General features: G+C 49.9%; 24 protein-coding genes. 19 read left to right on the top strand and 5 right to left on the bottom strand.

Going from position 1 to position 24,017, the window contains the following annotated elements:
- Positions 1-202: 202 nt before the first annotated feature.
- Positions 203-1,519 (bottom strand): group II intron reverse transcriptase/maturase, encoded by a 1,317-nt coding sequence (gene ltrA / locus DCW36_RS14025; RefSeq protein ID WP_114782755.1) that lies wholly within the window; start codon positions 1,517-1,519, stop codon positions 203-205.
- 612 nt (positions 1,520-2,131) lie between these two features.
- Here ltrA and DCW36_RS14030 point away from each other — a divergent pair.
- The 3 genes from DCW36_RS14030 (at position 2,132) to DCW36_RS14040 (ending at position 3,368) form a co-directional block, all read left to right on the top strand.
- The gene (locus DCW36_RS14030; RefSeq protein ID WP_114782756.1) at positions 2,132-2,356 is read left to right on the top strand and encodes a hypothetical protein; all 225 of its coding nucleotides are present in this window, start codon (positions 2,132-2,134) and stop codon (positions 2,354-2,356) included.
- Positions 2,357-2,781: 425 nt separating this feature from the next.
- Positions 2,782-3,018, top strand: a complete 237-nt coding sequence (locus tag DCW36_RS14035; protein ID WP_114782757.1) for a DUF433 domain-containing protein — start codon at positions 2,782-2,784, stop codon at positions 3,016-3,018.
- Positions 3,015-3,368 (top strand): DUF5615 family PIN-like protein, encoded by a 354-nt coding sequence (locus tag DCW36_RS14040; protein ID WP_114782758.1) that lies wholly within the window; start codon positions 3,015-3,017, stop codon positions 3,366-3,368. Before DCW36_RS14035 ends, DCW36_RS14040 begins: the two co-directional genes overlap by 4 nt.
- Positions 3,369-3,426: 58 nt before the next feature.
- Here the strand turns inward: DCW36_RS14040 and DCW36_RS14045 are convergent, their stop codons facing one another.
- Positions 3,427-3,954: a DUF4385 domain-containing protein gene (locus DCW36_RS14045; protein WP_114782759.1), complete on the bottom strand. Its 528-nt coding sequence runs from the start codon at positions 3,952-3,954 to the stop codon at positions 3,427-3,429.
- Between the two features lie 263 nt (positions 3,955-4,217).
- Between DCW36_RS14045 and DCW36_RS14050 the strand changes: the two genes are divergently transcribed.
- Genes DCW36_RS14050 through DCW36_RS14060 form a run of 3 tightly spaced genes read left to right on the top strand, consistent with a single transcriptional unit; the run spans position 4,218 to position 6,341 of the window.
- Complete coding sequence (locus DCW36_RS14050) at positions 4,218-5,405, top strand: D-arabinono-1,4-lactone oxidase (protein ID WP_114782760.1); 1,188 nt, start codon at positions 4,218-4,220, stop codon at positions 5,403-5,405.
- A 26-nt stretch (positions 5,406-5,431) separates the two neighbouring features.
- Positions 5,432-5,818: a sensory rhodopsin transducer gene (locus DCW36_RS14055; protein WP_114782761.1), complete on the top strand. Its 387-nt coding sequence runs from the start codon at positions 5,432-5,434 to the stop codon at positions 5,816-5,818.
- 13 nt (positions 5,819-5,831) lie between these two features.
- The gene (locus DCW36_RS14060; RefSeq protein ID WP_114782762.1) at positions 5,832-6,341 is read left to right on the top strand and encodes a DUF2721 domain-containing protein; all 510 of its coding nucleotides are present in this window, start codon (positions 5,832-5,834) and stop codon (positions 6,339-6,341) included.
- Positions 6,342-6,352: 11 nt separating this feature from the next.
- On the opposite strand, the gene DCW36_RS14065 is transcribed toward DCW36_RS14060, so the two are convergent.
- Complete coding sequence (locus DCW36_RS14065) at positions 6,353-7,240, bottom strand: DMT family transporter (RefSeq protein ID WP_262708148.1); 888 nt, start codon at positions 7,238-7,240, stop codon at positions 6,353-6,355.
- A gap of 175 nt (positions 7,241-7,415) precedes the next feature.
- Positions 7,416-9,227 carry a hypothetical protein gene (locus DCW36_RS14070; RefSeq protein WP_114782763.1) on the bottom strand — a complete coding sequence of 604 codons (1,812 nt, stop codon included), beginning with the start codon at positions 9,225-9,227 and terminating at the stop codon, positions 7,416-7,418.
- Between the two features lie 371 nt (positions 9,228-9,598).
- Between DCW36_RS14070 and DCW36_RS14075 the strand changes: the two genes are divergently transcribed.
- From DCW36_RS14075 to DCW36_RS14105, 7 genes are all read left to right on the top strand, one after another.
- Positions 9,599-10,027: a hypothetical protein gene (locus DCW36_RS14075; RefSeq protein ID WP_114782764.1), complete on the top strand. Its 429-nt coding sequence runs from the start codon at positions 9,599-9,601 to the stop codon at positions 10,025-10,027.
- A 312-nt stretch (positions 10,028-10,339) separates the two neighbouring features.
- On the top strand, positions 10,340-11,656 hold the full coding sequence (locus tag DCW36_RS14080) for a hypothetical protein (RefSeq protein ID WP_125185424.1): 1,317 nt from the start codon (positions 10,340-10,342) through the stop codon (positions 11,654-11,656).
- Positions 11,657-12,114: 458 nt separating this feature from the next.
- A complete protein-coding gene (locus DCW36_RS14085) occupies positions 12,115-12,699 on the top strand; it encodes an SUKH-4 family immunity protein (RefSeq protein WP_114782766.1) in 585 nt (194 codons plus the stop codon).
- A 64-nt stretch (positions 12,700-12,763) separates the two neighbouring features.
- A complete protein-coding gene (locus DCW36_RS14090; RefSeq protein ID WP_114782767.1) occupies positions 12,764-13,444 on the top strand; it encodes a hypothetical protein in 681 nt (226 codons plus the stop codon).
- Positions 13,445-13,576: 132 nt separating this feature from the next.
- On the top strand, positions 13,577-13,855 hold the full coding sequence (locus tag DCW36_RS14095; protein WP_262708149.1) for a DUF4160 domain-containing protein: 279 nt from the start codon (positions 13,577-13,579) through the stop codon (positions 13,853-13,855).
- Positions 13,849-14,091: a DUF2442 domain-containing protein gene (locus DCW36_RS14100; RefSeq protein WP_114782768.1), complete on the top strand. Its 243-nt coding sequence runs from the start codon at positions 13,849-13,851 to the stop codon at positions 14,089-14,091. Before DCW36_RS14095 ends, DCW36_RS14100 begins: the two co-directional genes overlap by 7 nt.
- Positions 14,092-14,521: 430 nt before the next feature.
- A complete protein-coding gene (locus DCW36_RS14105) occupies positions 14,522-14,878 on the top strand; it encodes a hypothetical protein (RefSeq protein ID WP_128396978.1) in 357 nt (118 codons plus the stop codon).
- Positions 14,879-15,014: 136 nt separating this feature from the next.
- On the opposite strand, the gene DCW36_RS14110 is transcribed toward DCW36_RS14105, so the two are convergent.
- Entirely contained in the window at positions 15,015-18,365 is a 3,351-nt protein-coding gene (locus DCW36_RS14110; protein ID WP_114782770.1) for a vitamin B12-dependent ribonucleotide reductase, read from the bottom strand.
- Between the two features lie 230 nt (positions 18,366-18,595).
- Here DCW36_RS14110 and ric point away from each other — a divergent pair, with 230 nt between their 5' ends.
- The 6 genes from ric (at position 18,596) to DCW36_RS14140 (ending at position 23,269) form a co-directional block, all read left to right on the top strand.
- Positions 18,596-19,546 carry an iron-sulfur cluster repair di-iron protein gene (gene ric, locus DCW36_RS14115; protein ID WP_114782771.1) on the top strand — a complete coding sequence of 317 codons (951 nt, stop codon included), beginning with the start codon at positions 18,596-18,598 and terminating at the stop codon, positions 19,544-19,546.
- A 299-nt stretch (positions 19,547-19,845) separates the two neighbouring features.
- Entirely contained in the window at positions 19,846-20,349 is a 504-nt protein-coding gene (locus DCW36_RS14120; protein ID WP_114782828.1) for a hemerythrin domain-containing protein, read from the top strand.
- Between the two features lie 2 nt (positions 20,350-20,351).
- A complete protein-coding gene (locus DCW36_RS14125) occupies positions 20,352-21,170 on the top strand; it encodes a DUF2249 domain-containing protein (RefSeq protein WP_114782772.1) in 819 nt (272 codons plus the stop codon).
- A gap of 2 nt (positions 21,171-21,172) precedes the next feature.
- A complete protein-coding gene (locus DCW36_RS14130) occupies positions 21,173-22,480 on the top strand; it encodes a hypothetical protein (RefSeq protein ID WP_114782773.1) in 1,308 nt (435 codons plus the stop codon).
- On the top strand, positions 22,461-22,775 hold the full coding sequence (locus DCW36_RS14135) for a metal-sulfur cluster assembly factor (RefSeq protein ID WP_114782774.1): 315 nt from the start codon (positions 22,461-22,463) through the stop codon (positions 22,773-22,775). Before DCW36_RS14130 ends, DCW36_RS14135 begins: the two co-directional genes overlap by 20 nt.
- Before the next feature lie 35 nt (positions 22,776-22,810).
- The gene (locus DCW36_RS14140) at positions 22,811-23,269 is read left to right on the top strand and encodes an RrF2 family transcriptional regulator (protein ID WP_114782775.1); all 459 of its coding nucleotides are present in this window, start codon (positions 22,811-22,813) and stop codon (positions 23,267-23,269) included.
- Positions 23,270-24,017: the final 748 nt, after the last annotated feature.

Raw genomic sequence — 24,017 nt, forward strand, 5'->3', positions numbered from 1 at the left:
TGCCACTGCCTAACTGGGCCTTGACTTTCTCTCAGCTTTTTATCATGTTTGAGGAAAGACTCAGGACCCACCTGAGGGTTTGACTTTTTTGATGTTAGGCTAAAGCCGTAACATCAAAAAAGCCATTAAAAAAATGAGTGACACAGTTTCGTTTACACTCCCGTAGACGGCCCCGCCAGCGTTAACTGACGGGGAGCGCCTCTCACACCACTGTACGTACGGGTCTCGTATACAGCGGTTCGTTAAGTTGTGGAGCTACTTTCCTGTAGTAGTCGAGCATCGATTCATACCCCCTCCTGACAAGCCGTTTCACCGTTACCGTCGTTATCAGCATCGGACTTTGAGCTACAGCCCAGCCTCCTTTCCTGGTCCTGCTCCAGGCATACGCCTGGCCTTTCGGAACTCCCAGCCGAATCAGGTTCTTCCTTTTCCGTTCCGGTCGCTTCCAGTCATGCCAGATGCAGTGCCTTAATCTGTTGCGTATCCAGCTGTCGACTTCTTTGAGTTTGCCCTGTATACTTGCCAACCGGAAGTAATGGATCCATCCTCGTTGCGCCTCTTTCAGTTCCTGAATACGTTCGTCAAAAGAGCAGGGCGTCGTTTTCCGGGTGATGCTCTTTAGTTTCTGCTTTAACCTGTCCCAACCCTTCTTTGTCACCACCAGCTGGTATTTGCCTTTGTCGCCCTTCTTGTAGGTAGGCACGAATCCGTGACCCAGAATTTGAAAGTCCACAGGACGCCTGATACCAGACTTCTCCCTGTTGATAGGCAGCTTGAGCCTGTCCCTGAGGAACAGGAAGACAGTGTTACCTACCTTCCGGGCTGTCGCTTCACTTTTGGTGTAGATACTGAAGTCATCGGCATAGCGGACGTAGCGCAGCTCTTGCTTTTCCAGCTCCTTGTCAAGCTCGTGGAGCATGATGTTGGAGAGGAGCGGTGAGAGCGGGCTTCCCTGTGGCACACCTTTCCGGCGTTTGACCAGTCTCCCGTTGATAAGGATGGGAGCCCGGAGCCATTTGCGGATGAGGCGAAGGGTGAGGGGGCATTTTACCTTGCGGTAGAGCAGTTGCAGCAGGATGCAGTGGTCCACTTCGTCAAAGAAGTTCTGAAGGTCTATATCCACCATATACTGGTAGCCTTCATGGATGTACTTATGCGCCTGCTGCACTGCCTGGTGGGCATTGCGGTTGGGGCGGAAGCCGTAGCTGTGCTCTTTGAACTCAAGCTCGAAGAGCGGTGCTATCACCTGGCTGACGGCCTGTTGCAGTGTTCGGTCGGTAACGGTGGGAATGCCCAGCAGGCGATTCTTACCGTTGCTCTTGGGTATGGCTACCCCTAAGATGGGTTGAGGAAAGTACCTGCCGTTGCAGATGTCGGTGGCGATGGCGTCCCTGTTTTGTTTCAGGTGCGCCGCCAGCTCTTTCACAGACATACCGTCCACACCGGCCGAACCTTTGTTGGCCAGTACGTGCGTGTATGCCTTGAGCATGTTGCCCCGGTGGAGTACCCTCTCTATCATCTTTACTACTTTTACTGTATTCTCTGCCCCGCTTAAGGCAAGGCTGGCTAGGCCTCCTTACCGAATTTGGAGCAACTTAACGTTCGGCCCTTGAGTAGCTTGTGAGGCCTCCGGGGGAAGGGTTTAGCTATTCCGGCTCGTTTCCACTACCTACTATGGCTTCTGCTGACTCCTTGGCTCATAGAAAACAAATCTATTCCAAGGTATCCCCAGGTAAGAGCACATTCCTTCCTCCGATTCCTGCTGCATCTACACAAAGTCGTTTGTTGGTCAGGGGCATCGCAAAGGGGTGCTTGCTTACCCACGACTTCCTGCCTCTTATGCAGTTTCTGTCCGTCAGTACCGGATTTTGCAGTCCCGCTTTCTTCACTGCACGCCTCACGACGAACCAGCTTGCGGCTTGCTAACAGGCTTCACCAACTCGCCTGCAAGGGACTTGCACTCTCTGGAATAATTTGGTACCTTCAGTACCAGGTGCCCATACTGGGCGCACACCCTAGCTATAATATAGCTACGCCACATTATAGCCCAATCCGTCAAGCAAGTAAAACCTTTTAAATTTAGAATACGTCCAGAAATTACGATATTGGCTTATAAACAGAACAAAAGAAGATGGGACTTGAAGCTCTAAAATTGGAATTGATAGAATGGCTGGCTCAATTAGATGATGAGGACACCATTGAATATTTAAAAGTTGTAAAGGACTCTAAAACAGAAGGAGACTGGTGGGAAGATTTAACCCCGGAACAAAGAACAGGAATAGGAAGAGGTCTGAAAGATATAGATGAAGGAAGGGTTACGCCACATGAAGAAATAAAGAAGCGATTCGGGTTATGAGTTTTCCGATTTTATGGACTGACGAAGCCGTAGAAAATTTGAGAACATCCTCAGCTATATTTCCACAAAATGGACAGAAAGAGAAGTCAATAAATTTAAGGCTAAACTATCCGAGCAACTAACTATCATATCCAGGTTTCCCAACGTTTTTCCTGCCTCGACCATAAGTCCACGTTTAAGAAAAGCTGTATTGTCTAAGCAAACAATAATTTTCTATGAATTTAAAGAACAAGTAATTTATATCACGTACTTGTTTGACAGCAGACAGAACCCAAATAAGATAAAATAGACACAGGCCGGTTTGCCAGGTATGTTACCTGCTTCGGCTAATGCCTCGCAAGTCGTAGATACCAGCCCATTGTCGGGAAAATAATAAAAGTGAAAAGTTTTCCAGCTATTTTTGATTAATAAAAGTAAACTAAGACATGCAAGAAGAACTTATCAACAGAATAACAATAGACCCCAATATTTGTCACGGTAAACCTACTATTCGTGGATTGCGATACCCTGTCGATAATATGCTTGAACTTTTAGCTTCTGGTATGACCATAGAAGAACTTCTTGAGGATTATCCTGATTTAGAGAAAGAAGATTTTCTTGCCTGCCTTGCGTATGCGGCTAAACTGACTCAAATAAAAAGTATCTACAGAATAGCTTCATGAAGTTCCTTGTTGATGCACAGTTGCCAAAAGCACTTTCTGACTTCATTAACTACAAAGGAATTGTTTCCATTCATATCCTTGAGCTGCCAGATAAGAATAAGACGCAAGACGGATACATCACTCGGTTAGCCACTGATGAGCATTTCATAGTTATCACAAAAGATGCCGATTTTCTGGAGTCGTATGTACTAAAAAAAGAGCCTCCTAAGCTGTTGATTGTAAGAACAGGAAATATCCGAAATAGCGAGTTAATCCACCTGTTTGACAAGAATTTAGAATTGATTGTAAGACTATTTTCAGAGCATTCGTTAGTGGAGATGTCAAAAACAGAAATTGTGGTACACGCATGAAGTGTCTTCCCCTAACCCAGCTACAAGGTATGCTTCGGCTAACGCCTCGCAAACCAGTTCATTTATAATACTTCTCCCGAAACACCGCCTTCTGCTTCAGGTACTCCGGGTGGTCTTTGGCTTTAAACCAATAGTTTTTAAACACCGCAGCAGCACGGGCTTTTTCGTTTGTTAGCGTATCAGGCTCCTGCTCCAGCACTGTGTTGCCTTTGTGCCTGCTTCCGGAGGAGTAGGGATAGGCCAGGTTTTCAGTTTTGTCTTCCGCGCCGGGTTTGTATTTGCGGCCGCTTTGGTGGTTGGCGTAACGGCGGGCACGGGTAAAGCCCATCTGCAGGAACTTGCGGGCCATGTCGGCGCCTACAAAATCGTGCTGCTGCAGGTACTCTTCAAACAGCGCAAATATTTTTTCGGCAGAAGCTTTTGCTACTGCTTCGGTCTTAAACCTCCAGTGCGGCAGCAATTCCGACTTGTACGGCTGCACCAGCAAAACCCCCTGCTCGCCCACACCAATCCGGTATAATTCCGGGTGTTTCCTGAAATCGGTGTTGTCGAAATCAAGCTCATAATTAAATGCGTTGCCTGCCATAGTGTTCCTATACCCGCTAACGACAGCGAATGTTGCTGCAAAACAAAACCCCAGCCTCATCATAAAAAATACAGCAGCAGAGGCAATGGTGGCAGCTGCAGCAGATAAAAAAAGAACTTTTTCTGCTGCATACAGGCAAAAATTATTTGCTGCTGCAGTCACCATTCCCGCTGCTGCTGGTGCAGGTTAATTTACGTCATTCCTCCTTAACCTTCAGCAGCTATTTTCAGTTATAGGGGAGAATACCTCAACATCTAACCAGAATGGCGGAAGAATGGATTAACTGGTCAGGCAGTGTACGGTTTACGCCTGAGAAAATAAAAAAACCGGATAGCGAAACGGCGCTTCAGAAGCTTGTGTTGCAGGCCCTGGCTGATAAAAAACAGCTACGCATTGTGGGAGCAGGACATTCTTCCATGCCCCTGGTAAAAACAGACCAGTTGCTGGTGTCGCAGGAAAAACTGAAAGGGATCACAGGGTTCGAGGAAGATAAGCTGCGGGTAAAACTTTTGCCGGGTACTTCTATTCGCGAAGCTTCTGAAGGGCTGATCAAACTGAACACGAGCCTGCACAACACGGGCGATATCGACATGCAGTACCTGGCCGGTGCTTTCGGAACAGGCACCCACGGCTCTGGCCGGAAGCTGAAAAATCTGTCAAGTATGCTGGTGGGGTGCCGCCTGGTGGATGGCAGAGGCGACCTGAAAACCTACACCCTGGAAGAGCATCCGGAAATGATACGGGCGGCAAGGGTGTCGCTGGGCAGCCTGGGTTTTATGACCGAGCTGACGATACAGGTGGAACCGGCGCAGCAGTTTTTACGGAAAGAATACTGCACCCATACCGATACCAGCCTGGCGCACCTGCACGAACTGATAGAAACCAACCGCATGTTCGACCTGTACTGGTACCCGCGCAGCGACCTGACCAAGCTGCGGATCTGCAATCCGGTAGGGGAGGGCATGCAGGATATTCCGTTCGGCGACCTGGTGAAAGAACAGGAAGGCTGGCTGTACGAAGTGCTGCCACGGTTCCGGTACCTGAAGTACGAAGAAATGGAGTATGCCGTCCCGTTTGAGGCGGGGCCGGAGTGTTTCCGGGAAATACGGAAGCGCATCAAGGAAAAGCACCGGCACTATGTGGGCTGGCGCGTGCTGTACCGGACGATTGCGGCAGACGATGCCTGCCTGAGCCCGTTTTACAACCGCGATTCGGTAACCATTGCCGTGCTGCAGAATCATGAACTGGAGTACAAAAAATATTTCGACGACCTGGAGCCAATTTTCAGAGCCTACGACGGAAGGCCACACTGGGGTAAAAAACATACCCTGAAAGCCCCCGAACTGAAGCAGTTATACCCGGAGTGGGACAGGTTCCTGGAAATCAGGAAGCAAATGGACCCGGAGGGTATATTCCTGAACGATCATTTAAAGGAAATTTTTGGCCTGTAAGCCAGCAAAACAAACTATTTTTACACATGAAAGACAAGCGCTACGGCAAAAAATATTGGGCGTTTTCGGGTGGTTACATTCCAGTCGACAGTACCGGAAAAGAACCGGAGTATGTGAGTAAAGATATTATTTCGATATTGAACACCACCAGCGAAGAAGCAACTGTAAGCATGACTTTTTATTTTACCGACACCGAACCTGCCGGCACTTACCAGGTAAAGGTGAAAGCGCAGCGGGTAAAGATGTTCAGCGTGAACGACCTGATAGAACCGTTTGCGCTTCCGCTGGGCGTGCCGTATGGGGGAGTGCTGGAGAGCGATGTGCCGGTGGTAGTGCAGCTGACCAAACAACACACCGGGCAAAGTGCACTGGCTTTGATGGGCATAACGGCTTACCCCGCCGACAATACTTGAAACCTCTGTCTGTATGATGACTGATTTAAAAGTTTTATCAGCCATGATTACGCCTGTGGTGCTTATTTTAGCCACCGGGCAACTCATCCTGACTACCTCGCAACGCCTGGCCAGAAGCATTGAGCGGGCACGAAAGCTCTCCGATCAGTTCGAAGAACTGGTACGGAAAGAGGAAGATCAAATCAATGCGGAAAAAAAAGAGCTGTTGTACCAGCTTCTGTACCGTGCGGCCTATCGCTCCCGTAAGCTGCAGCACACCATTAGTTTGCTGTATGTGGCGCTGTCTACGTTTGTGGCTACCAGTATTTCCATTGGTCTGCTGGAAGCGCTGGGAATTCTGACGCTTTGGGTGCCGGTGGTATTGGGTATTTTCGGGACCGTATTTCTGTTCTACGCCACCATCCTGCTGATTGCCGAAACCCGGATAGCCTTAGCGGCTGTTGATGTTGAAATGAATTACCTGGTCCGGAATTTCCGGAGAGATATCCCTAAAACGGCGGAGGAAAAAGGCGAAATCAAATAACACTGCTTCAGTTAAACAGCTTCGCTTGCTTGCGCTCCTTGCATGGCCTGTCGTTTTAGCTGGCGGCTTTTGAACCGCATGTTCAGAAAAACCCCCAGCAGCACCAGTGCCATACCCGAATAGGTGAGCAGGCTGAATTCTTCCCCAAAAAGAAAATACCCCAGCACAAGCGCGTAAATAATGCCGATATAGTTCAGGTTGGCCACTTTCGAAATTTCTTCGGCCTGGTACGACATGGTCATGTAATACTGCCCGAGCTGTGTGAGCACGCCCACCAGCAGCAGCAATGCCCAGTCCCAACCCTCCGGCCTCACCCAGTTGAACATGGTATAAGTGCCCACAATGGGAATGGTAACGAGCGGAAAGTAAAAAATTATGACCAGTGGATGTTCCTTCGTATTCAGTTTCCGGATGATGGTATACGCCAGTCCGGAGAACAAGGAACTAAGGACGCCAAGCCACAGGTAGAAGGTATCGATTTCGGTTTCGATGCCATTGATCACGATTATTCCGGCAAACGAGATCAGGAAAAAGACCCACTGCCAGGGCTTTACATGCTCCTTTACCAGGAAAATGCCCAGGATGGCGGTGAAGATAGGAGAGATGTATTGCACCGTGGCCGCCGTAGCCAGCGGGATGTGCTGCAGCGTGTTAAAGAAAAGCAGCAGTGCCGTGGCGCCTGTTGCCCCGCGTGCTACCAGCCACCAGCGGTTACGTTTGCTGCCCAACACACTTAAATGCGCCCTGCGCAGCACCACAAAGCTCATGATCAGCGAAACCACAGATCGGAACAGGATTACTTCTGCTGCCGGAATATGCGGCACTGCCTTCACGCAGACATTCATCAGCGAGAAAAACAACGTTGACAGCAGCATGTACCTTACCCCTTTCGAGAACATAATTTCATTCTGGTTATGGCTGTAAAGGTCCGCTTTTTAAGCCGGAAAAGAAATTATACGCAGATAATCGGGCAATGCTGCCGCTGTAAAAAAAGAGGCAGCGCTTTTATAACCAAATACGATTACAAAAGCGCTGCCTCAGAAAAAATGACAGGAAAAATCAGGTATCGGTTGGTTAAGCCATGGCCGGTTTGTGTTGGTGTACCAGCAGTTCTTCTTCAGCCTGCAACAGCTCCTCCAGCATGCGTGTCAGCTGCTCGGGTTTGTTCGGGAACAGCGAGGGCAGCAGTTGTTTGTAGTAGCTGATGCCTTCCTGCAGGTTCTGCCAGAAGTTCTGCAGGTACTTCTGCTGCTTATCGGTAATAGCGGCAGCCTGTTCGGCTTTGGTTTTTTTCCAGTAGTCGATGTACATGCCAAGCTCATTAATGAACATGTGCGGACGATACGTCTGGTTGAGCAGGTTTAGGCGACCGTAGATGTGGTCGACCATTTCCTGCAGCTTAAAGATACCTGAAAAATAAGCCAGGTTAGGGCCGGGGCAGATGGTAACCGTCTGGTTGATGGCTCTGCGGCTGAGGTCGAACTTCAGGAGTGCGGAATTGGAAAGCCCTTCGCAGAGGCATTCTTTTGCCAGCACCTTTGCTTCTTCTGCCTGGTATTCCGCCAGTGGCAGATCCTGGGCCTTCAGCTGCTCCAGTTTCCGGCGCTGGTATTTGCGCGAGGCGGTGCAAATGGGCTCATCGGTAAATTCCGTGTTAGATACCAGGTGCTTTTTCTCGCACGGACTGCCCGGTTTTCCTTTAGCGGCCCGCTCGAATTTCATGGCTTCGCTGGAAGTGCCGCGCAAGGCATTAAAAGGAACGCCAAGCGGCGAAATCGGGCTCAGGTAGAGGTCTTTTTTCCTGGCTGAAGCCAGCTTCTGCAGTGTTTCTTCATCCACGGTAGTTGCCTCCGGCACCAGCAGGAAGGGGGTGCCCCAGCCCGTGGCTTCCACACCGTAATACTCCAGCAGGAAATTGTGTTCGTCGGCTGTGCCAATGCCGCCCTGTACCGTTACGCGCATGGCTGGCGCCTCTGCCGGTACCTGCTTGCCTTTGGCAGCCAGGGCTGCGCTGTAGAGCGAATAAAGTTCTGCTACCAGTGCCTCCTTGTTTTTCTTGAACTCCTCCAGGATCGGGCCCAGCAGGTAGCCGTCGGTGGCAAAGGCGTGGCCGCCGCAGTTAAGCCCGGACTCAATCCGGAATTCCGACACCCACAGCCCCTTCTTCGCCAGGATTTTGCCCTGTACCAGTGCCGAGCGGTAGTCGCTTACTTTTATGATGATTTTCTTATCAAAAGTGCCTTGCTCGTTCAGTCCAAAGCAGGCGAACTGGTCGAGGTAGCTGTAGAGGCGCATGTTCATACCTGCCGAGAACACAATAGAAGAGTGCACCGTGCTGTTGGCATAGCCGCGCAGTGCAGCCAGCGCATCGGTATATTCCGAAGGCAGCGCTTCCCCGCTTTTGCTGTAGTTGGTCTTGTCGAGCTTGGTCATGATGTTTACATCGATGCTGCCGGGCACAACCAACTTGCGCAGTTCATCCTGCATCATCTGTTGCTGCGCTGCCTTCTCTTCGAGCAGCATCTCGTTGTAGAGCGACTTCAGGTAAGAGTTCTCAGGCAGCAGCTCAAAGTATTTTGTGAGTTCGGTGCCGGGAGCAAAAGCCTCCTGCCGCAGCGTTTCTACCTGTTCGTTTACCAGCTCGTTTACCAGGTCGAGGTAAGCGGTTATTCTTCTGGCCCTGTAGTCGTCTTCGTGCTCGGTAATAGGCGTAAATGGTTTTTGATTGAGGTGGCTGTAATAGTCACGCATTTGCTCGATAAGCTGATCGGTGCTGAGCGAAAGTACCGAAGAAATCCCAAAACGGGCTACCTTCAGGGGAGTATCGATGGAAAAAGACAGCCCCATGACAGGTATATGAAAATTGTGCGGTGTAAACTGTTGCATGAGTGTGTTAAATAACTATAATTTGGTTTAAATAAGTATGTCTGAGACAGCTTGTGCCCGGGTGAACCAGCACGAGAGCGGTAATGCGCTCCAGGCTGTTGGGTGCCATAACTTTCGCCAAATGTTCCGGATGCCGCTGCTTGTCTAAAGCAACAGCTTAGCACAGTACAAGTGTAGGGAGAAAAATGCAGCAGGAGGATGAGTAGTATCAGCTGAAAAAGTGATAAATATCAGTTTTTTTCTGAAAGGTCTAGGAAGTGCGCAATATCATCTTAATATCCTTTTTAGGGTGACCTGAGTCATTTCAGGAACAGGCAGCAACTGGTAACTTGCAGCTACTTAAATGTTTGATATGTAGCCTGTTTTTACCCATGAAAACCATTTTTTCAGTAGCCCTTGCTTTGCTGCTCCTGGCTGCCTGTTCACCCGGTCCGGAAGCCGAAGTGCACAGCGTAATCATCTATTCCGAAGCCCCTGAGCTAACCCTGAACCTGGGCGAGCGCTGGCAAACCGACGACTACACCGACCTGGGTATCCGCATCATCCAGGAGACTGCCTGGCAGCATGATGGCCGCACCCTGGATACCTATAACACCCTGGGCCGCAACCTGGAAGAAGTAATTATGCAGGTGTTTAAGAACACCACCATGAAAGGCGAATCCAACGATATGCTGCACGTGTTCCTGATGCCGGTTGCCCAGGATGTGAAGATGCTGGAGCGGAAGGATCTGGAAGAGGCCAGGGCAGCGTATGAACGCATCTGCTTACGGCTGACCTTGTACGAGCATTATTTTAAGTGATAGATGATACACGTAAAATAGTAGGAAAAGTCCCCCTTTGAAGGGGGTAAGGGGGATGATACACGGGCTGTGAAGAAAATCAGGTTCTGCAGCCAGTACAATATATATTGTCCGCTGGTGTAAATCATCCCCCTGCCCCCTTCAAAGGGGGACAAAATACCGCCTGCGTAGCTTCAGTAAGCGAATTTGGTCTGCGCAGATACGAAAGTTGAAAACTTTCGTCATAGTTAGCTCCAAGTTGAAAACTTGAAGCAGTAATTATTTAGTCAAAGGAGGACAAATCTACTTGCGGAACATAAGTGAAAAAAGCCCATGCTACAGGTAAAGAAGAGAAGGAATATAGTCGAGCAACGCCGCGAGTCGGTGGTGCGGGTACGGCTGGCGCTAGGGTATTTTGTGCTGGTAGCTGTGCTGGGCCTGCTGCTGCGCTGGTTGCTGGTGGCACCTGTCAGCTGGCTGAATTACAAAAATATTCTCCATGCACACTCGCATGTGGCGCTGCTGGGCTGGCTGTATTGCGCTTTTTTTGCGACACTGCTATACGCCTACAAACCCCAATCAGAACAGGCGCGAAAATCGTTCCGGCTGCAGTTCTGGCTTACGCAGGTGGCGGTGCAGGGCATGCTGCTGTCGTTTCCGGTGCAGGGGTATGCCTTGTTCTCGATTACCTTTTCTACGCTGCAAATCCTGCTTACTTATTGGTTTGCGTGGCGTTTCTGGCGGCATGTGAAAGATGATCAGCTCCTGTGGCACCGGCACTACATCTCGCTGCGATTTGTGCTGCTGAGTTTGGTGTTCCTGGTGTTGTCGAGCTTTGGCCCCTGGGCACTTGGTCCTGTGATGGCAACCGGAGGAGCGGGAGGCGAGCTTTACTATTCGGCTATCTATTTTTACCTGCACTTCCAGTACAACGGCTGGTTTACTTTTGCGGCGCTTGGCCTGCTGTTCTGGTTTCTTGAAAACAGGAACATCACCTATAACAAAAGCTATGCGAGCCGGGTGTTCTGGCTGCTAACCCTTGCCTGCGTACCTGCCTTTGCCCTGTCGGTGCTCTGGACAAAGCCTGCCGCTGCTATTTACTGGACGGGAGGGGTAGCAGCTGTGCTGCAGATTGTGGCGCTGGGATACCTGCTCCGGCTGCTGTGGGCAGTACGACTGAAACTGGCGCGGCAGCTGCAGCCCTGGGTGAAGTTCCTGTCCCTGCTGGCCCTGGTATCGCTGGTGGTTAAACTGGCAATGCAGCTGGTTTCGGCTTTCCCGTATTTCGCCGACCTGGCGTACCGGCTGCGTTACTTCGTTATCGGGTACCTGCACTTGTCGCTCATTGGCTTTGTGTCGCTTTTTGTGCTGGGCTTTTTCCTGCAGCAACGACTCCTCAGGCTTTCCGCTATGGGTAGAGCCGGAATGGTGTTGCTCTTGGTTTGCTTCTTCCTGACCGAAGCGCTCCTGTTCGGGCAGGGGACGCTGTTGTGGCAGGGGCTCCCGGCAGTTCCTGCTTTTAACCTCGTGATGTTTATCGCCAGCATCGGCATGCCCGTAGGTGTGCTGCTCCTGTTCCTGGACCAGCCCGGCCTTTACCTGTACAAACGGCCAATAGCTGCAGCTGAGGCTGACAAAGCGTGCGCGTGAAGCAGTTTTATTCACCTTCGGGTATCAATTTTGTTTGCTGCACCTGCCACCATTCCCGCTGCTGCTAAAGAATTTCCTTTCTTAATATTTATCTTCAGGCCTTTCCCTGTAAGGCTGTGGTGGCTATGGGAGAACCCAAGTTGCCTATGTGCAGCGGCTGTGGTGGCAGGTGCAGTGATACTTTTTTGGGGTATGAAAGCGCTTTCAGCGAAAGGTGCCGGGAAAGTGACCAGAAAAGTAGGATGTCGTATCTGTCTTAGAATTATTTCCTTATCTTGCTATACGAATGCCACTCCGGGAAACGGGCTGATTTCCGCTGTTCCGAGGCTGAAAAAACCATAGCCGGAGCAAAAAGGAATCTACTCTGCATATAGTGCAGATAACCGTATGTTTGTAAACCGTAGGTTGGGTGGTATTACGTTTATACTATAGTTCTGTGTAATATGAAATAATGAAAGATGACCCCAGCAGAGTTAAAGCAGATTTGGCCTGAAGAAGATTTAATAAAAGTTAATATAGACTCAGTTAATAATTTTTCACTTCAATCAAGTACTAAAGATTTATTGACTATTTCAGGTATTCCAAAAGGCTTCGAAGAAATAAGCTTTGATGATTTAAGTGAAGGGTTAAATACTGTTAATAAATCTTGGAACTTGGAAGACACGTTCTTTGACCAATATTTAGCTATTGGCTCAAATGGTTCTGGTGACCCAGTAGCCATAAATTTGAATAACAAAGAATGTATCGTCTACTTAAACCATGATAATGGTTTTCAGGAAGTATTTATTAATACAAATATTGAAAAGCTCGTTGAGACTATTGTAAGGCTTAGGGAGTTCTCAAAGGTAAAACATCCACTAAAAGAAGATTCCTTCTGGATTACAGAATTTACTGATGAAGAATATGAAAGACTTAAAGCCGACCTCAGCAGAATAGATAATAATATATTTGAAAATGAAGGCTCCCATTGGAAAGACACAATTGATTACTACCTATGGGAACGGGAAGAAGAAAGAAAAAATACAGCACAGAACACTATATAGCATAGAGCCTTCGGCTTTGCCTCAGTTCCTATGCTATACCACACCGTTATGTGGTATTTGAATTATGAATACAGAAGAGCACAAAGCCATTTTCAAGAATGATTTCTTTAGAATAATACAGGAACAATCATTTATAAGGAAACAAATGATTGGGAAAGGTATTGATGCTATCTATTATGCTCCTAAAGTTGAGGGATGGGAGGAAATTAAAGATAAAGAAGTCATTCATGTGCCAATGGGTTTCTTGACGATTCAATTGTCTGACACAACATTCTATAAACTGAATACTGATTATCAATCATGGTGTGGTGGCATTTTCGGTATTCAAATAGAGAGAATTCAAGCAAAGGAATTCTTTGAAAACAAATATGTGCAAGACGAAAACAATCTGAATGTTAATAAAAATTGGCAAGCAATAGCTGGGCAAAGGATTAGAAATATTAAATGGTACTGGAAAACAGATTCAAATGAGGTATTAGATGGTACAGTTCTAAATGATGAAGATGCATTAGAATTTTTATTTGAAGATTTATTTCTGCCTGAAAGCATAGTGTTTACATTCGAAAATAACAAAAAAGTCTATTTTTCCGCCTTTGCTCCTGATTCGGATTACAAGCTAATTACTGGTGCCGAGGAAATAATGATATTTTTTGATGAGGCAAAACTTCTGCAATGGGGAATTGCCAGCAAAGGGTTTGAAATAGAACAAAAAAGCAAAACACCACATAACAAAGTTCAGCCTTAACCCTACTAGCTACGCTACGGGCTTCGGCTGCACAAATAACGTTGGTGTACATTTCAATAACAAAAAGTAATATTCTAACTTTACAAGAAATTACTTATGCCAAAGCTTTATGAATATTTCTGACTAATCATTTTGTTTTATTCAAATGAGCATGAACCAATTCACGTGCATGGCAAGTACCAAGGGCAGGAAAGCAAAGCTGAATTAATTTTTGAAAATGGAGAATTTGAAAAAGTTCGAATATCAGCAGTGAAAGGTAAAGAACCTCTTGAAAGTAAAAATGAAAAAAGGCTAAGGAAGTTAGTTGAGCACTTTAGGGAAGATATTGTGAAGAAATGGGTAGACTTCTTCGTATATAATAAAGAAGTAAAATCTGAAGTAATCACTAAAAAAATTGATGAAGCATGGTAGTTTCAATTGACAAGGCTGTATATCTTGACGGGTATAAAATTAAATTTGAATTCTCAGATGGTGTTAACAAAACCATCGATTTTGAAAGCTTTTTAAAGTCAGCGAAAAATCCGATGACTAAGAAGTACCTGGATAAGGAAAAATTTAAAAACTTTAACTTGGAATATGGGGATATAGTCTGGAATGACTATGAGTTATGTTTTCCCATATGGGACTTACATGAAGGAAGCATTTAAAGAAACATGCACCAATCCAGCACCGCCTTAATCCTCGCTTTGCTTCGAATTCATGCAATATAAGATTTGAGGGAGGTCCATTTCGGGAACAGGAGTTTGAAGTCGTTAAATTTGAAGGAGAGAGTTTATATTTAAAAGAAGAGGGCTACCTGTATAAACTCAAGAAAGAAAAATAACTCATACCCTAATTGCTGCAATAGATTATCAAAGCATTTTCTGCTCAACTCCTTTAGCCCTACCAGTTTAAGCCTGTTGCCTGTATTACCCTTCCAGTACCAACCCCGCCTCTGAACATCAACAGGCAAGCCCAGTTTTAGAAAAAATACAGAAAATTTAAAGCAGCTTTTGCAAGGAACTGTAACTGCACAGCCTGAAAAAATAACGCTATCGCCGCTAAATCCCGTATACTGTCATAAATTCTGCAAAAGCCATGCTATACGGGCAGTCCATCATGTCTTATTTAAAAACAATAAAGCGTTACATCTACATTGCACTGGATGCGCACCGCAACGAGCGCTTTATGCTGTTTGCGTTTTTGCTGACCATTTTTGTGGTGGGCACCAACATAAATGAGCAGGTAATTCCGGATGTGGTGCTTCTGCCACTAAGCGTAATCCTGTGCCTGGTTGGCGTGGTATGTTTTGCCGCTTTCATTTACTGGACCATCTTTTTCTGGAACAAATACTCCACCGAACATCGAATCCTCATCCTGATAAAAGGCATCATTTATACCTTCCTGTTCCTGCTGGCCGGAAGCTTTACCTACTCCATTTATTTTTATGGTTGATGCTGCAGGTGTAGCCGTTTCCTGTGTGAAAAATAATTCTGCTGTAGCTGCCACCACACCCTCTGCTCTTCAAAAAAGAAAAGCGGAAGCCGCTGCCATTACAGCAGTTGCTCCCGCTTTTTTAGAAGATGAAATTTTAGCTACAGCCGAGGCTGTTGCCGCAGTTCAGGCATTTGTAACAGGTGCCGGAGCGGATGGTAATGTGGCCGCACACGTTGCAGATCGGGGCATCGCCCATCATGCTGGCCAGCGCCTGCTGCGACTGCTCCAGGTGCAGGCCTTTGTTAGCGGCCGCTACCGCTTTTTGGCTGTTCCCGTTCACGCCGTTTACCAGCCGCCCGTTCTGTGGTGCTTTGGGCTGTGTAGGTTTTTCCGCTTCCGGAGCAGCCCTATTCACTTCCTTTGGCGGGTCCTGCACATGCACCAGGTCGGTACGGTTCAGGTACTCGTAGCCCAGCAAACGGAACATGTAATCGAAAATCGAAGTGGCAGACTTGATGTTCGGATGCTCCACACGCCCCGCCGGTTCGAAGCGGGTGAAGGTGAAGCGGCTCACGAACTCTTCCAGCGGCACCCCGTGCTGCAGCCCCAGCGATACGGCAATGGCAAAGCAGTTGAGGATAGAGCGGAACGAAGCCCCTTCCTTGTACATATCGATGAACACTTCGCCCAGCGTGCCGTCCGGGTACTCGCCGGTGCGGAGGTAGATGGTATGGCCGTCGATTTTGGCTTTCTGCGTAAACCCGTTGCGTTTGTCCGGAAGCTTGCGGCGCTCCACCATGTACGCCAACTGCTGCCGGAAAGCAGGATTGTCCGATTCGGCGAGAATGGCCTTGGCAGCCTTCAGAATCTGGTCGGCGTTATAGGTCAGTTCCTCTTTCTGTGGCGCTTCCTGTTTCTTTGCCTCCAGCTTCACTTCTTCCTGCTTCACCTCTTCCTGCTGCTCTTCTTTCTCATCATCGCTGCTGCTGTTCTTGGCCGACAGCGGCTGCGAGAGTTTGCTGCCGTCGCGGTAGAGCGAGCAGGCTTTCAGACCCAGTTCCCATGACAACTCGTAGCAGTGTGCCACTTCTTCCGGAGCGGTTTCCTGCGGCAGGTTTATGGTTTTGGAAATAGCTCCTGAAATGAAAGACTGAACAGCAGCCATCATCCGGATGTGGCCCTGGGGCAGTATATAGCGCCTGCCTTTGTTGCCACAGCGGTTGGCACAATCGAATACCGGGTAGTGTTCCGCTTTCAGGTAAGGCGCGCCTTCGATGGTCATGGTGCCGCAGACGTAGTCGTTGGCTTCTTCGAGTTGCTTAGTTGTGTAGCCCAGCGCACGCAGCAGGTTAAAGCCGGGCTGGTTGTAGTGAGCAGCCGTAAAGCCCAGCCGCTGCAGGCTGGCCTCGCCCAGGGTATACACACTGAACAGCGAAACCAGGTCATAAGCCGTTGGCAGGACTTCTTCCACCCGGTCAACTTCCGCCTCCAGCAGGCCATGCTGCAGCAGCGACTCCCTGTTTACATGCGGTGCACCAGCTAAGGTCGCATGCCCTTTGGCATAGTTTACAATGGCCTGGGTTTGCTCCGGCGTGTAGTTCAGCTTCTGCAGCGCCAGCGGAATAGATTGGTTGATGATTTTGAAGTAGCCGCCACCGGCCAGCTTTTTATATTTTACCAGCGCAAAATCCGGCTCCACGCCGGTGGTGTCGCAGTCCATGAGCAGGCCGATGGTACCGGTCGGGGCGATAACGGTAGCCTGTGCATTGCGGTAGCCGTATTTTTCACCGAATGCCAGGGCATCATCCCAGGCCTGGCAGGCGGCAGCGTGCAGCTGCTTGGGGCAGCGCACCGGGTCCAGCGGAACAGGCTTGATGCTGAGGTGGCTGTAGTTTTCCGGTTGGTTATGGGCAGCCGCATGGTGGTTGCGGATCACGCGCAGCATGGCCTCTTTGTTCTGCTCGTACTTCGGAAAAGCGCCCAGCACAGCGGCCATTTCGGCGGATGTTTTGTAGGCCACACCGGTCATGAGGGCGGTAATGGCACCGGCCATGGCACGGGCATCGTCGCTGTCGTAGGGGAGGCCCTGTATCATGAGCAGTGCGCCCAGGTTGGCGTAGCCCAGGCCGATGGTGCGGTAGTCGTAGGAGCGTTGCGCCACAGCCTCCGATGGGAACTGCGCCATCAGCACCGATATTTCCAGCACGATCGTCCAGAGGCGGCAGGCGTGCTCAAACGCAGCCACATCAAACGACTGCTCCTGCTCGTTAAAAAACTTGCTCAGGTTCAGCGACGCCAGGTTACAGGCTGTGTTGTCGAGGAACATGTATTCCGAGCAGGGGTTCGAAGCCCGGATAGGTCCTTCGGCCGGGCAGGTGTGCCACTCGTTAATGGTGGTGTCGAACTGCACGCCGGGGTCGGCGCAGGCCCAAGCGGCGTCTGCTATTTCATCCCAGAGTTTTTGTGCCGGTATCTCCTTTACTACACTGCCATCGGTACGGGCCACCAGGTTCCAGTTTTCGCCTTTGCGGAGTGCCTCAAAAAAGGAGTTCGGAATGCGCACCGAGTTGTTGGAGTTCTGCCCCGACACGGTCTGGTACGCCTCGCCGTTGTAATCGGAGGAGTAGCCTTCTTTAATAAGTGCCGCTACCTTTTTCTCTTCGTCTTTTTTCCAGTTGATAAAATCTTCGATTTCGGGGTGGTCCAGGTCGAGGCACACCATCTTAGCCGCACGGCGGGTAGTGCCGCCCGACTTGATGGCACCGGCTGCACGGTCGCCGATCTTCAGGAACGACATCAGGCCCGAGGAAGAGCCACCGCCGCCAAGGGGCTCGTCTTTGCCCCGGATGCTGGAGTAATTGGTGCCTACACCCGAGCCATATTTAAAGATGCGGGCTTCCTGCACCCACAGGTCCATGATGCCGCCTTTGTTCACGAGGTCGTCTTCTACAGCCAGGATAAAACAGGCATGCGGCTGCGGCCGCTCGTACGCCGACTCCGACTCCTTCAGTTCACCGGAGTTCGGGTCTACATAATAATGTCCCTGGGGTTTGCCGGTTAAGCCGTAGCTCTCGTGGAGGCCGGTGTTAAACCACTGCGGGGAATTGGGCGCAGCCTGCTGGTCCAGGAGCATGTAAGCCAGCTCATCGTAAAAGGCCTGCGCATCGTCTTCCGATGCAAAATAGCCGTAGCGTTTGCCCCAGTTGGTCCAGCAGTTCACCATGCGGTGCACCACCTGCTTTACCGACGTTTCGGAACCGGTGCCTCCCGATGGCAGCGGCACGCCTGCTTTGCGCAGGTATTTCTGGGCTAAGATATCCGTCGCGATCTGCGACCAGCCTGCCGGCACTTCCACATCTTTTATCTCGGCAACCACATCACCCGACGGGTTCCGGATAGTGGAGGAACGGCGCTCGTAACGGAACAGATCATACGGGTTTGCGTCCTTCCTGGAGAAGTGGCGGGAGACGGTCAATCCTTTTCGCTCTGCGTGTTTTTTTTTCATAAGTAAAGTCTAAATATTTATAAACGAGATTGTTAGGCCAGTGTTCGGGTGGCGGGAAGATATTCTATTGTAAAGGTACTATATAGGGCTTTCCTAAAAAGTGATATATATCACCTGTTTTAGAATAAAAAAAGATCTTTTACTCTTTTGTTTTCTGGATTCCGTTTCTACTTTTACATCGGCAATCATTTACAACCTGACAGTATTAGTATCACGCAAAGCAAAAAACAATGGAAACCTTAGAAAAACTAGATGTAACCGTTATAGAACCCCGCCTGAAACACCCCACCATCTTCAGTAAGTTTGATGCGCTGGCTGGTGGCCAGGCGTTCATCATCCACAACGACCACGACCCCAAGCCGCTGTACTACCAACTGCTGGGCGAGCGCGGCAATATCTTTAAATGGGAGTACCTGGAAGAGGGGCCGGAAGTATGGGAAGTGCGCATTTCGAAGCTGACTCCCGCCGAGGGCGAAACAGTAGGAGAGCTGGTAGCAAAGGATTACCGCAAGGCGCAGGTGTTTAAGAAGTATGGCATCGACTTCTGCTGCGGCGGGAAAAAATCGGTCGCACAGGTTTGCGAAGAAAAAGGAGTTGACCAGGAGCAACTGGAGCAGGAACTGAACGCAACCGGGCAGGTAAGCAACGCCCGCGAAAACGACTACAGCAGCTGGGATCTTTCTTTCCTGGCCGACTACATCGTGAACATGCACCATAAATATGTGCGGGAGTCGCTGCCTGCACTGTATGAATATACCACCAAACTGGCCCGCGTGCACGGACAGCGCCACCCGGAGCTGGTGGAAATCGCCAAACACTTTGTGAATGTGGCCAACGAGCTAGAGGCGCACATGCCGAAAGAGGAGCGCGTGCTGTTCCCGTACATCAAGCAGCTGGAAGAGGCGAAGAAGCGTGGCCTGCAAATGGATACGCCGCCTTTCGGCTCTATTCAGAACCCGATTAACATGATGGAGATGGAACACGAAAATGCAGGCGGCGAACTGGAAGCCATCCGCAGACTCAGCAGCAACTATACGGTGCCGGCCGACGGCTGCGCTACCTACCAGGTTGGTTTTGCCAAGCTGAAGGAGTTTGAAGAAGACCTGCACCGCCACATCCACCTCGAAAACAACATCCTGTTCCCGAAAGCCCTGGAGCTGGAGAAAGAGGTGCTGAAGTAAAACCTCCTGTCATTTCGAACGCAGTGAGAAATCTGATACAGTAAAAACCTAAGCTAACCCAGATATCTCCCTGCGGTCGAGAAGACAGCTTCAAAAGACCTCGCAGTGTGCGCAGGTCCAGCGAGTGTCTGACAGCAGAAAGAGCTAAGACAATGGTCGCAGCTGCAGAAAAATTTTCCTGCCGGATGAACATCAAAGGAGAACAGTAATAACTACATGTACAATAGGAGGAAGTAAGCAGCGGGTTGGTAAGGCTGACCCTGCTGTTTCAAAACAAACGGGTTAACCCCACCATCGCCATGAAAACTGAAACCAAACCACAGAAAAGAGATAAAAGCCTGGTGCCGTTGTCGCGGGAGCACCACTTTGGCCTGCTGTTTTGCTGGAAGCTGCGCCAGGGCCTGAAAAACGGTACCGACCTGGAGGTGCTGCGGGATTACGTGCGCTACTTCTGGGAAAACATCCTGAAGGCGCATTGCGACGAAGAAGAATGGGTGCTGAAAAGGCTGTTGCCAAAACACGATACCCAACGGATGCGGCTGGAGGAAGAACACAGGCTGTTGGAAGCCATTATTCAGCTTATTGACGATGGCAGTCCCCGGAACAAAGACCTGTTCCAGGTGCTGGAAAAAGACCTGGTGGACCATATCCGTTGGGAAGAGCGGGAGTTGTTTAATTACCTGCAGTCGGTGGTGCAGCCCGACGAGCTGGAGCTGACCGGAAAACTGCTGGAGCACCGCCACGCACCCAGCACCGATAATTTTCAGCCGGAATTCTGGACCAAAACCGATAAGATTGAATAGCCATGAACATTGCCGCCACAACCAAAATTTCGGCGCTGATCAAAGCCAATCCTGACGCCATCGAAGCGATTGCTTCTATTAACAGGCGCTTTGAAAAGCTGCGTAACCCGGTGCTCCGGAAGGTGCTGGCCTCCCGGGTAACCATCGCTGATGCCGCCCGCATTGGCGGCTGTGCTGTCGAGGATTTTTATGAGAAGCTGGCGCCGCTTGGCTTTAATAGCGGTAACACAACAGAACCAAACACGATGCAAACAACCGAAACCAAAATTGCCCTGCCCGCATTCCTGTCACAACTCGACGAAGCGCAGGTGCTCACGCTGGATGTGTGCGAAGACATCGCCACCGGCAACGATCCATTCCTGAAAATCATGGCGGCCGTAGAGCAGCTTGATGGCAGCAATGCCCTGCTGATAATAAACACCTTCGAGCCGACGCCGCTCATTTCCATCCTGGCCAAAAGAGGCTACAACTACTACACCGTGGTAAAATCGGAAGACCTGGTGCATACCTACTTCTGGCTGCAGACAGCAGTAGGAGCAGCGGCTGTGGTGACAGCAGCAGCAGAACTTTCGTTTGACGAAGCGCTGCAAACTTATGGCCAAAACATCCGGAAGATTGACGTACGGCACCTGGAAATGCCGCAGCCGATGGTTACCATCCTCAACGAACTGGAACAGCTGCCACCGGAGGAGGCACTGTATGTGACGCACCGCCGCGTGCCGCAGTTCCTGCTGCCGCAACTGCAGGAGCGCGGTTTCAGCATAAAGGCAAAAGAGGCCGGACCAGCCGAAGTGTATTTACTCATCTATAAAGAAACCTGACCATGAGTACCGCCACCGTCTCCAACTCGCCTGCAAAATGGGTAGTGCTGCCACACTATGCCTTTGCAGCCCTTGCGTTTGTGGCACTGAGCGTGATGCTGCTCTTTTCCACCGATGCCTTCAGCGGGCATTATTTTCATCCCAAGCTGCTGGCCCTCACGCACGTGGCGGCGCTGGGCTGGGCTACCATGACCATTTTCGGTGCGCTGTACCAGCTGCTGCCGGTGGTGCTGGAGGGGAGGCTGTACAGTGAGCGGATGGCGGTCTGGGCTTTCGGGCTGCTGGGTGCCGGTACGATGCTGCTGGCCTACTGTTTCTGGAATTTTCAGGTGGGATGGCTACTGCACGCGGCGGCCTGTATGCTGTTCCTGTCGTTTCTGTTCTTTACCATCAACGTTGTCCAGACGGCCCGGCAGGCACCTAAGTGGACCATCGAAGCTGATTTTATTGTGACCTCGGCCATCTGGCTGTTGCTGACCGGGCTCATCGGGCTGCTGATGGCGCTGAACTTTACGCTTGCTTTTCTGCCGCAGGAGCATGTGCACTACCTCAAGCTGCACGCGCACCTGGGCATGGCCGGCTGGTTTCTGCTCCTGATCATTGGTGTAGGGGCCAAGCTGATCCCGATGTTCCTGCTCGCGCACCATACCGACACGCAGCACCTGAGCAAAGCCTATTACCTGATCAACGCCGCGCTGGTTTTCTTTACGTTCGATCACCTGTTTTTCCACTCAGATTTGTTGCCGCTTTATGCCGCCATGGTGGCTGCCGGAATTGTCTTGTTCCTGCTCTACCTGCGCCAGGCCTACAAAGCAAAGCTGCGTCCGGCAACCGACCCGGGCATGAAGCAGACGTTTGTCGCGCTAGGCTTGTTGCTGCTGCCGCTCGTGCTGGTGTTCGTGGTAAGCAGCAGGCTGGGGCTGCCGCAGGCCTTGCTCTCGTCCGTGTACCTGGTGTATGGCGTTTCAATTTTCCTGGGCTTTTTATCGGCGATCATCCTGGGGCAGACGTTCAAGACCCTGCCGTTCATCGTTTGGATGCATGCTTATGAAAACCAGGTGGGCCGCTTTAAAACGCCGCTGCCCAAGGACCTGTTCAGCGAGGGACTGCTGCGCTGGCAGAATGCCAGCTACCTGCTTGGATTTGTGCTGCTGGTGGCGGGGGTGCTGCTGAACCGGCAGGAACTGCTGCTGGGCGGCGCCATCGGGTTTACGATTACTTCGCTGCTCTTTACTGCCAATGTCTTTCAACTGCTACTGCACAAAACTCAAGAATTAAAACCGTTTACCTATGGAAGCGCCAACAACTGAAACCGGAAATGAAGTACTGGAGACCTTAAAGTTTATCATAGACCCGGAGATAGGCATAAACATTGTAGACCTGGGGCTTGTATACAAGGTAAGCCACGAAGCTAACAGGCTGCACGTAGAGCTTACCCTCACCACGCCGGGCTGCCCCATGAGCAGCACGATCGTAACAGCGGCAGAGCAGATCCTGCAGAACCGCTTTCCGGAGCTGGCGGTAGCGGTGGAGCTGGTGTGGGTGCCCATGTGGACACCGGAAAGAATAACCGAAGCCGGATTGCTGCAGATGAACAGTATCTGATATCTTCGCGGCTGAAAATTACAGGAGAGAGAATTATGTTATCGAAGACAACTGAATATGCCTTGCGTTCCATTGTGTACATCGCCATGAACGATGAAAAAGGAAGCAAAGTAGGGATAAAGGAAATAGCCAAGGAACTGGAACTGCCGGTACATTTTATCGGCAAAATATTGCAGGACCTGGTACGGAAAGGCGTGATCGCTTCGGTGAAAGGGCCAAACGGTGGGTTTTACCTGCACCGCCCGGCCAGCGAGATCAACCTGATGGAAGTGGTGCGGATTATCGACGGGCTGGAAACATTTAAAAAGTGCGGCATGGGCATGAAACACTGCTCAGACACACATCCCTGTCCGCTGCACAACGATATAAAAGCCTGGCGCAACCATATGCTCAAAACCTTCAGCACCCGCACCATCCAGGACCTGGTAGACAGCATCAACGCCGGGAAATCCTATATCACCAACGTACACGAAGAGCTGACCACCAGCAGCTGACCGGTAGCTGATAACGTGTGGCTGGATCCTTCAGGGCCTGCCTGCAATTCCGCGGTCTCTGGTTGAAGTAAAATAAACAACCTCAGGTCGCGGAATTTTTGTTTAGCAGCAGCGGCTGTGGTGGCAGCTGCAGCAGAATAAAAACAGCGCTTATTCGGATGTTTTCATCCGAATGTAATCTGCCGGGGATCTCCAGATCCCCGTGAACCAATAGGGCCGTTTCATTCTAATTTTTTGCTATTCAAAATGAAAAATAAAAGTAACTGTCATTTCGAACGCAGTGAGAAATCTGAATTATTACAAGCATTTGTGTTTGTACCAGATTTCTCACTGCGTTCGAAATGACACAAAAGATTAGATAAAACAGCCCTACGTGAACCAGGATCAGAAGAAGCATAAAGTATTGCGGTGAACTTCTAATTTATATAAAGCCAGCTGTTTAGTTTCCTGTAGCGAGCAGCAGCGGCAGTGGTGGCAGGTGCAGCAGAATAAAAGAGACCAAATTATGCGCTGGAGCCGGAGTGGGTAGAGGTTTTCAGGTCTTACTTCCGGTGCAGCATTAAGATAAACGTTAAAACATCAATCCATTTGATGACAAATGTCATTCTCCTGCTCAGCAGCAGGTAATACCTTTGTAATGTTGATAATCTTACACTTAGCTAACAGGGCAGGTGAAGCGGCTTTTTCAAAGCTTTTTTACCTGTCGGGAGCTGGCTGACAAAACCGGAATCTGAATGACCGGTTGCGC

This window comes from Botryobacter ruber, from assembly GCF_003347595.2.
Taxonomy (GTDB): domain Bacteria; phylum Bacteroidota; class Bacteroidia; order Cytophagales; family Hymenobacteraceae; genus Pontibacter; species Pontibacter ruber_A.

Bases quoted from the DNA above. Each gene is read 5' to 3' on its own strand.
- DCW36_RS14125 (WP_114782772.1), top strand. From the start codon at position 20,352: ATGAACATTGCCGCCACAACCAAAATTTCGGCGCTGATCAAAGCCAAT.
- DCW36_RS14140 (WP_114782775.1), top strand. From the start codon at position 22,811: ATGTTATCGAAGACAACTGAATATGCCTTGCGTTCCATTGTGTACATC.
- DCW36_RS14055 (WP_114782761.1), top strand. From the start codon at position 5,432: ATGAAAGACAAGCGCTACGGCAAAAAATATTGGGCGTTTTCGGGTGGT.
- DCW36_RS14135 (WP_114782774.1), top strand. From the start codon at position 22,461: ATGGAAGCGCCAACAACTGAAACCGGAAATGAAGTACTGGAGACCTTA.
- DCW36_RS14030 (WP_114782756.1), top strand. From the start codon at position 2,132: ATGGGACTTGAAGCTCTAAAATTGGAATTGATAGAATGGCTGGCTCAA.
- ric (WP_114782771.1), top strand. From the start codon at position 18,596: ATGGAAACCTTAGAAAAACTAGATGTAACCGTTATAGAACCCCGCCTG.
- DCW36_RS14075 (WP_114782764.1), top strand. From the start codon at position 9,599: ATGAAAACCATTTTTTCAGTAGCCCTTGCTTTGCTGCTCCTGGCTGCC.
- DCW36_RS14070 (WP_114782763.1), bottom strand. From the start codon at position 9,227: ATGCAACAGTTTACACCGCACAATTTTCATATACCTGTCATGGGGCTG.
- DCW36_RS14100 (WP_114782768.1), top strand. From the start codon at position 13,849: ATGGTAGTTTCAATTGACAAGGCTGTATATCTTGACGGGTATAAAATT.
- DCW36_RS14040 (WP_114782758.1), top strand. From the start codon at position 3,015: ATGAAGTTCCTTGTTGATGCACAGTTGCCAAAAGCACTTTCTGACTTC.
- DCW36_RS14080 (WP_125185424.1), top strand. From the start codon at position 10,340: ATGCTACAGGTAAAGAAGAGAAGGAATATAGTCGAGCAACGCCGCGAG.
- DCW36_RS14035 (WP_114782757.1), top strand. From the start codon at position 2,782: ATGCAAGAAGAACTTATCAACAGAATAACAATAGACCCCAATATTTGT.
- DCW36_RS14045 (WP_114782759.1), bottom strand. From the start codon at position 3,954: ATGGCAGGCAACGCATTTAATTATGAGCTTGATTTCGACAACACCGAT.
- DCW36_RS14065 (WP_262708148.1), bottom strand. From the start codon at position 7,240: ATGTTCTCGAAAGGGGTAAGGTACATGCTGCTGTCAACGTTGTTTTTC.
- DCW36_RS14110 (WP_114782770.1), bottom strand. From the start codon at position 18,365: ATGAAAAAAAAACACGCAGAGCGAAAAGGATTGACCGTCTCCCGCCAC.
- DCW36_RS14130 (WP_114782773.1), top strand. From the start codon at position 21,173: ATGAGTACCGCCACCGTCTCCAACTCGCCTGCAAAATGGGTAGTGCTG.
- ltrA (WP_114782755.1), bottom strand. From the start codon at position 1,519: ATGATAGAGAGGGTACTCCACCGGGGCAACATGCTCAAGGCATACACG.
- DCW36_RS14105 (WP_128396978.1), top strand. From the start codon at position 14,522: ATGCTATACGGGCAGTCCATCATGTCTTATTTAAAAACAATAAAGCGT.
- DCW36_RS14060 (WP_114782762.1), top strand. From the start codon at position 5,832: ATGATGACTGATTTAAAAGTTTTATCAGCCATGATTACGCCTGTGGTG.
- DCW36_RS14050 (WP_114782760.1), top strand. From the start codon at position 4,218: ATGGCGGAAGAATGGATTAACTGGTCAGGCAGTGTACGGTTTACGCCT.
- DCW36_RS14085 (WP_114782766.1), top strand. From the start codon at position 12,115: ATGACCCCAGCAGAGTTAAAGCAGATTTGGCCTGAAGAAGATTTAATA.
- DCW36_RS14090 (WP_114782767.1), top strand. From the start codon at position 12,764: ATGAATACAGAAGAGCACAAAGCCATTTTCAAGAATGATTTCTTTAGA.
- DCW36_RS14120 (WP_114782828.1), top strand. From the start codon at position 19,846: ATGAAAACTGAAACCAAACCACAGAAAAGAGATAAAAGCCTGGTGCCG.